The 8,549-nt window shown below is 56.4% G+C and carries 6 protein-coding genes; all 6 read left to right on the top strand.

The annotated features are described in order from the left end of the window. The first annotated feature begins 290 nt into the window (after positions 1–290). The 6 genes from EOC06_RS06885 (at position 291) to EOC06_RS06855 (ending at position 8,166) form a co-directional block, all read left to right on the top strand. Complete coding sequence (locus tag EOC06_RS06885; protein ID WP_127266646.1) at positions 291–1,217, top strand: LysR family transcriptional regulator; 927 nt, start codon at positions 291–293, stop codon at positions 1,215–1,217. 193 nt (positions 1,218–1,410) lie between these two features. Further along, positions 1,411–2,844, top strand: a complete 1,434-nt coding sequence (locus tag EOC06_RS06880) for an NAD-dependent succinate-semialdehyde dehydrogenase (protein WP_127266645.1) — start codon at positions 1,411–1,413, stop codon at positions 2,842–2,844. Between the two features lie 27 nt (positions 2,845–2,871). Further along, positions 2,872–4,395 (top strand): fumarate hydratase, encoded by a 1,524-nt coding sequence (locus EOC06_RS06875; protein ID WP_128307396.1) that lies wholly within the window; start codon positions 2,872–2,874, stop codon positions 4,393–4,395. A gap of 493 nt (positions 4,396–4,888) precedes the next feature. After that, the gene (locus EOC06_RS06870) at positions 4,889–5,386 is read left to right on the top strand and encodes an Lrp/AsnC family transcriptional regulator (protein ID WP_063169306.1); all 498 of its coding nucleotides are present in this window, start codon (positions 4,889–4,891) and stop codon (positions 5,384–5,386) included. 1,403 nt (positions 5,387–6,789) lie between these two features. Continuing rightward, complete coding sequence (locus EOC06_RS06860; protein ID WP_063169305.1) at positions 6,790–7,650, top strand: DUF4231 domain-containing protein; 861 nt, start codon at positions 6,790–6,792, stop codon at positions 7,648–7,650. A 9-nt stretch (positions 7,651–7,659) separates the two neighbouring features. Beyond that, positions 7,660–8,166: a TIR domain-containing protein gene (locus EOC06_RS06855; protein ID WP_063169304.1), complete on the top strand. Its 507-nt coding sequence runs from the start codon at positions 7,660–7,662 to the stop codon at positions 8,164–8,166. The last annotated feature ends 383 nt before the right edge of the window (positions 8,167–8,549 follow it).

The following is an 8,549-nucleotide window of genomic DNA, read 5'->3' as shown; positions in this document are numbered from 1 at the left end:
ACTCGAATGGGCCCGTCGTGTCCTCGCGGCGGAGAAAGATGCGACGGCGCAGGGCATAGGCGCATTTGCCCTGGACGGAAGGATGGTCGATCCACCTGTTATCCAAAGGGCCCGGGATATCATCGCCACGGATCCGGGCGCCGGGTTGGGCGTCTGAGGCCTCAGCGGTTGGTTACCAAACTGGAGCGACCCTACGCTAGGCGTTATGCAACTCGGCACAATTATTGCTGTCGCGCCATCGCATTTCGAGATAGATTACATCATTGCAGTCCGCCCTCGGAAGAGTACCCGTGGAAATCAGGCAGTTAAGATACTTCGTTGGCGTGGTCGAAGCAGGCAGTTTCACGAAGGCCGCTGGCTTTCTGAATGTCGCCCAGAGTGCGCTGAGCCTGCATGTGCGTCAACTGGAGGAAGGCTTCGGCACTCAGCTGCTGATACGCGACAGGACCGGTGTGAGCGTGACGGCGTCAGGAGCCAAACTGCTCGATCGCGCTCGGGCGATTCTTAAAGAAATTCGACTTACCGAGGTGGAATTGACCAACACAGCCGCTTCCCCTGCAGGGGAGGTGACTATTGGCATTCCGTCTGGAGCTGCTCGCGTCCTGAGCGGTCCGCTGCTTGAGACGGTAAGACACGAACTGCCCAAGGTGTCCCTCAAGATGGTCGAGGGTATGACGGGACCGCTAGAGGAATGGATGGCGGCTGGACGCTTCAATCTGGCGGTTCTGTACCGCACAGCAGACAGTGTGGGGCGAATGACTGTGCTAGCGCGCGAAGATCTTTGTCTGGTGGTTCCGTCCGGCGAGCCACCGTTTGAAGATGCGATAGCTCTGGCCGACCTGCATGCATTCCCCCTGGCGGTTCCCATGCGCAACAACAATGTCAGGCGTTCGGTGGCTGATGTCGTCGCGCAACACGGTTGCGCGCTGGACGTCAGGTTTGAAGTGGACTCCCTCTCAACGATCATCAACATGGTCGTAGAGGGAAAAGCGCATTCTATTCTCGCCCCGTCTGCGGTTCAGAAAGAAGCCTCCCAAGGGCTGGTCCGGACGGTCAAGATAGTCGATCCGGTGATTACCCGCTCCGTGGTGCTCGCTGTAAATCCCAAAGATGAGCGTTCTGCGGCCGTTTCTGCGGTCCGCAAGCTCATTCCGAAGGTCGCCAGAGAATTGATTGAGAGCCGGGGCTGGGTAGCATCGGCTCCTGACGCGACCTGAGAACCATCGATCTGTAAACAACGGCATGACTTCCTTGCTGTCGAAACAGATCGATCTGGATTCCAGATGGATTTAGGCACTAATCGATATTTGACCCGCTGCGACCATCGCGATGAAACTGGCTCAAGCGAGCTCAGCGGCTTCGAAAATTGAAACGGCGCTCGCATGGCCAGAATCACAAGTGGAGCCCGCGATGTCCCACGCCAGGAGCTACGAGCTCTTCATTAATGGCAAATGGCGAGCCGGTGGTAGCCGAGCCACTTTGCCGGTGATCAACCCGGCGACGGAGAAGGTATTTGCCTCAGTGGCCTCGGCTACGGTTTCAGACTTGGATGAAGCTCTTACTTCGGCAGAACGCAGCCGCAAGGCGTGGTCCTCACGACCCGCCAAAGAGCGTGGCGAGATCCTCGTCTCTGCCGCCAGCATTCTGGCTGAGAAAGCTGGCGCGGCAGCCAGGGACCTGTCGTCCGAACAGGGAAAGACGATTGCCGAAGCAACAGGAGAGTACGCGCGCGCAGTCGAAACGCTGGAATGGAATGGCCGGCATGCCGATGAGTTGTCGACCCCGATTCCGTTGGGTCCGAACAGGATGATCGTCCCGGAGGCCCTCGGTGTCGTCGCTGCCTTTACGCCGTGGAACTATCCAGCCGTTCTCATCGCCCGCAAGCTCGCCCCCGCGCTGGCGGCAGGCTGCCCGGTGATCCTCAAAGGGGCCGAAGAGACGCCAAGCGTGGCTGTCCATATCGTGGAATCTTTGCGTCAAGCAGGGATACCGGAAGGCGTGGTCAACCTGGTGTTCGGTGTTCCTGTGCATATATCACGGCATCTGCTCAGTTCGCCAATTGTCAAAGTCTTGACGTTCACGGGGTCGACCGCTGTTGGGAAACAGCTGGCCACACTGGCCGCGAATAATCTGCAGCGCTGCATCCTTGAGCTCGGTGGACATTCCCCGGTTATTGTGTGCGAAGATGCCGACCTGGCAACGGCGATACCGGCTATTTCGGAATACAAATTCGAGTGCGCGGGCCAGAGTTGCAATGCGCCCAGCAGGATTCTTGTCGCCCGATCCCGCTATGAGGAATTCCTGTTCCGGATGACGCAGGCGGTCCGAAAAATCAGGATCGGTCCACCGGATGACCCTGCAACGCAGATGGGTCCCATGGCAAACGCGCGGCGAATCGAGGCCATGCAACGCCTGACCAAAGATGCGGTAGAGGGCGGCGCCCAAATCGAGACCGGTGGCACCCCCCTTGACCGACCGGGGTTTTACTGGCCGCCAACCATCCTGACTGGCGTACCGAAGGAAGCGAGAGTGCTTCATGAAGAGCCGTTCGGACCAATTCTCACCGTGGCTCCTTTCGATACGATCGAAGAGGCGATCGATGAAGCCAACGCCACGGAGTACGGTCTGGCCGCCTACTTGTTTACTGGCGCGGCCGATACGCAACAGAGGCTTGTGGGCGGTCTTTCTGCGGGCGCTGTTAGTGTGAATTACCTGAAAGGGGTTTCCGCTGATGCCCCTTATGGAGGAGTCAAGCAAAGCGGCTATGGATATGAAGGCGGCGAGCAGGGGGTGCGAAGCTTCCAGATTCTGAAAATGGTCAATGGCCTCGGTTCAATTGGATAAAATCCGGTGGGAAACAGAACACGGACCATGGCCGGTAGCGACATCACAAGGAGCGTCGCCGACGCCCTTCAGTACATCTCGTACTATCATCCTCCAGATTATATCCGGTCTCTTTCTCACGCATACACGCGAGAACAGAGCCCGTCGGCGAAGAATGCCATAGGTCAGATTCTGCTGAACTCCCGCATGGCGGCCTTTGGGCGGCGCCCGATTTGTCAGGACACCGGACTTGTGGTTGTCTTCGCAAAGGTCGGCATGGATGCCCGCATTAAGTCAACGGCCAGTTTCGCTGATCTTGTGAATGAGGGCGTACGTCAAGCCTATCTCGATCCGGACAATCCCCTTCGGGCATCGATCGTTGCGGATCCCCTCGCTAGACGGGTCAACACCCGAGACAACACGCCGGCAGTTGTCCATGTCGACCTGGTGCAAGGTAACCAGATTGAGATCACCATCGCCGCGAAAGGCGGCGGGTCGGAGAACAAGGCACGTTTTACCACCCTCAATCCCACCGCCTCCGTTGCCGACTGGGTGGTCAATACCGTTTCGACCCTTGGCAGCGGGTGGTGTCCACCTGGACTGATCTCTGTCGGCATCGGTGGTAGCGCTGAAAAGGCGATGCTGCTGGCCAAGGAGGCCATGAACGAGCCCATCGATATGGCGGAACTGATCGCAAGGGGGGCGTCAAGCGCAGAGGAGGGGCTGCGGATTGAGCTTTATGAGCGGATCAACGCGCTTGGTATCGGCGCCCAAGGCCTTGGTGGTCTGACGACAGTCGTTGACGTCAAGGTTGCGACCTATCCTACTCATGCAGCGTCCAAGCCTGTGGCGCTCATCCCGCAATGCGCCGCCAACCGGCACCTGAAGTTTACTTTGGACGGCTCTGGACCCATCAGCCTCCAGCCGCCCGATTTGCGCGAATGGCCCGACATCGGAGCCGACGAATTGAACCCAGCCGGCGTCCGGCGGGTCAATTTAGATACGCTGACGAAGGAAGAGACGGCATCGTGGCGCTGCGGTGAAACGCTCCTGCTTTCTGGAAAGATGCTGACGGGCCGTGACGCTGCCCACAAACGAATGGTCGAACTGATTGATGCCGGCAAGCCGCTCCCAGTCGATCTGAGGGGCCGCGTGATCTACTACGTCGGTCCCGTCCGGGCAGTGAGGAATGAAGTCGTTGGACCCGCCGGTCCAACAACCTCCAGCCGCTTGGACGATTTTACGGACAAGGTGCTCGCCGAAACCGGCCTTTTCGCGATGGTGGGCAAAGCGGAGAGGGGACCGGCGGCCATCGCGTCGATTGTAAGACACAGAACGCCATACCTTGCTGCAGTGGGTGGCGCTGCGTACCTGATTTCAAAGTCGATTAAGGCGGCGCGGATTGTCGCCTTTGAAGACCTGGGCATGGAAGCCATCTATGAATTCGATGTGCAGGACATGCCCGTCGTCATGGCTGTCGATGTTGAGGGAAACTCCATTCACAATTCCGGGCCTCTTGAGTGGCGTAAGCGTATGGCGGCCGACAGCATCGCACGCAACATCGGTGTTTGAGTCTTTCCGGTTGGGCGATTTCGGCCAGACCCGAGCGCCAAATTATCGGGCAAGCCATAAGACGAGCGGCATTTGCGGTGCCCTGCGCCTCGGCGAGCCGGCCAAGCAAGGCCTTCAATTCACCCTAATAGTTGAATGTGCGAGTGAATACTGCATTGAGTATGCCGTCCATGCGATCGAGGGTCGAATGCAGTCGCGCGTCTATCAAGTACGGCAGCGAGATTCAAGAAAATCGGTTATCTATTTATCATGGTCTCCGCCGCCGCCGACTATTCTCTCCAGCTGCACCATTGCCCCGTTGGGCGTTGGGGCGATAGCCAAATTACTTCTGCAGCTTTTCTCAGCGGATCGCTCACCCTCAGCTGATTTTCGTACCCCATTCTGGCACATCTCGGGCCTGGAACGGATGCCTTCCACTGCTACATTCGCTCGTTTCAATTGATGATAGAATTGATCGGCACACAACGCGATGTCATCGCTGAGAGCATAGGTTATGAAGTCGAAACCCGATCCCGTGCAACTCGACAGTTGGGACCTGCGGATCCTCTCCGAAATTCAGGCAGACGGTCGGATTTCAAAAAGTGAGCTTGCAAAACGAGTTCATCTTTCGGCGTCCGCCTGTTCGGAGCGGCTCCGAGCACTCAAGGCCGCGGGGATTATTGAGGGATTTTATGCGCGGCTGAGTCCTGCCCTCATCGGCGGCATGATCTTTGTGATGGTGGAGGTCGTGCTGGATCGTCATCGTCTTGAGGACCAACGACACTTCGAAACTGCTATCCAAGACATTCCGGAAATCCTGGACTGCTGGGCAATTGGGGGGCGCGTGGATTATCTGATGCGGGTCGCATCTCGTTCTATGGCCGCCTATCAGGATTTCATGGAGGGACTGCTGCAGGCAGGCTTGGGGATTGATCAATACTATAGCCTTGTCGTCACGAAACCAGTGAAGTCCAATTCACCGATACCTTTGTCCGCCCTGAGGCAACGGTAAACCCAAAAGCTAAGTTTCAACGGCGTTTGGCACGGATCCCGTAGATTCGTCGGCAAAAGGCACCCATTCCGACGAAACTCAAGGGACATTTGCGGTATACTAATTGCTGGAAAAAGGTGGCCGAGCGCTATCCGCCAGTTGATCGCGAGCAAGGACGATGCGCTTGAGCAATCTGGAACCGATCTATTCCAGGAGAGGATCGAAGCAGCCATCGGACGCACTTGCCCAGCACGGTTACGGCGAGAAGCCAAACCGGATCGTGCCTGGTTGAGGAGGCGTCCATATCTAAGATGCGAAGTGCCGAAAAATGCCTCTACCGCTACTTCAAGGGGGGAACTTTCGCCCTGGATTGGCGATCAGTGGCGATTGAGCTTAGTCGCGGTCAGCGCATCCGTGTAGGGGGCGAAATCTACAGCGAGGGTTTGGCAAGCCGACGGGTAGCGGGAGTGCAAGCTGGCCCGCTCGGCCTTGGCGACCAACCCGGCCCTCGACGCCTGCGGACATTCGGAGATCGCGTTTTTACGTCCTAAGTTCGTTGCTGTTCGAGATTAGGAGATCGTCTGTCCTGTTTGACATTGCTGGTCTCCGCAGCCTTCTAAGCGAGGAGCATGGCTGTGCCGGGATCGCGTAGGTGGGTGACAAGGCCGGTCACTCCTGCCACCCGACGTGGTCTTTGAGAAGGTGGAGGTTGCGCTACCGGCTGGAGAGCATGGTGCCAGTTTTCACAAGACAAGGGTCGCTTAATCGAATGGGCGTCAAGTTCATAGATTGCGAACAGATCATGGGGGGATTTGAATAGTGCTACTGACCGAGGCAGAGCTGAAAAGAGTTGCGAATGCCAGTCGAGGACATAGAGCCGCATCGATCGTTCTAAAGGAAGAGACGGCCGCAGCTACAGCCAGATCGTCATTCGACGTTTTTCTGTCACATTCTTTCAAGGACGCAGAGATCGTTCTCGGTGTGAAGCGAATTTTCGAGGAGCTTGGGTTCACTGCTTACGTAGATTGGGTCGAAGATTCACAACTGGACCGCACAAAAGTCTCCTCGGCCACCGCCGAGTTGCTGCGGACCCGTATGAGGCAGTCAAAGACGCTAATCTATGTGCATTCAAACAATTCTCCAGGATCCAGATGGATGCCTTGGGAGCTTGGCTTTTTCGATGGGTTTCGGACCGCGGTAGCGGTTCTGCCCGTGGCAAAAAATTCTTCGGAAACATTCTCCGGGCAAGAATTTTTGGGCCTATACCCTTACATTGATGGGACAGGACCTGCATTCCTGTTTATGAACAGAGGGACCGCGCCTCGCTCAAGAATAGGCTCTGTAAGCTCGACTGCTAACCTCACGTTTGCCAAATCCTGGCTTAAAGAATTTACCGCCACAAAATAGACTGGTGTGCTTCAAAAATGAAATATCCTGGACTCTATAATAGCGCCGACGTGGCATCCAACGAGCAGCAGGCGACGTTTCTGCGCCTGATCCGGGCAGAGTACGTTCTTCTTTTTTTAGCGTCGGTGCTCTCTTTGGACTTGTCGCCATCAAAAGCCTATTTCGGTGTCTATGCTGCGGTATTTCTTTGCTCAATGGGAGTCCTCATTTTCCGGTCGGTCACAAAGCCCGAGCAGGTCTGGTATCAGGCTCGAGCTCTGGCAGAGTCGGTGAAGACATTGACTTGGCGCTTCGCGATGCGAGCACAGCCGTTCGATGACGCGCGCGCCGCTGACGCCAGAGCTGATTTTCGAAAGCTCATGGAAGGTATCCTTGATAGCAATCGTCACCTTGGTAGCGCGTTGAGCGGCACCGATTCAGCATCCCCCCAAACAACCGACCAGATGATGTCGATAAGGGACTCCCCGCTAAAAGAAAGAAAAGACCTATATCTGCAGAGACGAATCTGCGACCAACGGAAGTGGTACGAGAAGAAGGCGCGCTCGAACAAGAGGTCCGCGAAAGTCTGGATGGGCCTTGGTATTTTTGCATACGCTCTGGGATTCTCGTTCATCGTAGTACGCATCGCTGACCCCGCGATGCCAGGCTGGCCGACCGAGCCGCTAATTGTCATCGCCGCCTCCCTTATTGGGTGGACCCAGATCAAGAAATTTAACGAATTGGCATCGGCTTACACGTTGACAGCTCACGAGATCGGCTTGACTGCCGACCTTATTACGGACGCCAACTCGGATGAGGCATTCTCCGCCGCGGTGAACGAAGCCGAACTGGCTTTCTCACGGGAGCACACCCAGTGGGTTGCTCGTCAAAACAACTAAGAGACAACAATGGCATACAGCGATCCGACCTATGTAATATTTGACGGCGATGAAGACGCTTGGGCATACCGCTTTATGAAAGGGTGGAACGCCAGCGAGAATGTGAGTTTTGAATTCGCGAACGCTCACGATCTGGACAATATGACGAGCCGAGCACAGGACGAAGATTATGTTAAACGCAATCTTCGCAACAGAATGAATGGATCGAGCCAGGTACTTGTCCTGATCGGTGAGAAGACGAAAAACCTTTTTCGCTTCGTGCGCTGGGAAATGGAATTGGCTCTTGATCTAGGTCTGCCGATAATCGCAGCAAACCTTAACGGCTCGCGGCAACAAGATGTGAGCTGTCCGCCTATCATCAGGGACAAATGTGTTGTGCACGTGCCGTTCAAGATGAAGGCCATCAAGCACGCGCTAGCCAATTGGCCGAGCGAATTTCATCGGCTTTCAAACGCTCAGCGTGGCGATGGCGCCAGGAGCTATGGCGAAAGCACCTATCGCGATCTCGGCTTATAATCGCCACCTAAAAGCACTTAGCCGCCCAAACATCCTCGCCATCCGCTGGCGGCGACTAGCCTTAGCAACGTCCGCCAGCGTGTTCCGAGCTTGCCGAGCGATGATAAGAAGAGACGTCCGATTTGCTGAGTTTGGCTGAAAGCTGCAGGTCATGTGCAACCTATTAGAGGAGCCCCGCTCGAAGCGTCGGATCGTCAGACAAGATCATGTCGCGCGAGGGCGCTGGTTTCGCGAGGAAAAGGAGCGGCTGTTCGATGTTTGAGGCTTGATCCAGCGTTTCGAGACTGCACGAGCGGCCAGCATTGATGGAGGCAGCTTTTCAGGCCGCGCAATTCTGTCGGCTCGCCCCCTCCTGCGAGCCGCAGCTCGGCTCGCCCTGCGCA

This window comes from Mesorhizobium sp. M7A.F.Ca.MR.362.00.0.0, from assembly GCF_004023175.1.
In the GTDB taxonomy this organism is placed as follows: Bacteria; Pseudomonadota; Alphaproteobacteria; order Rhizobiales; family Rhizobiaceae; genus Mesorhizobium.
Note: the sequence above shows the minus strand (reverse complement) of the source record. Positions and strands in the feature narration are given on the sequence as shown.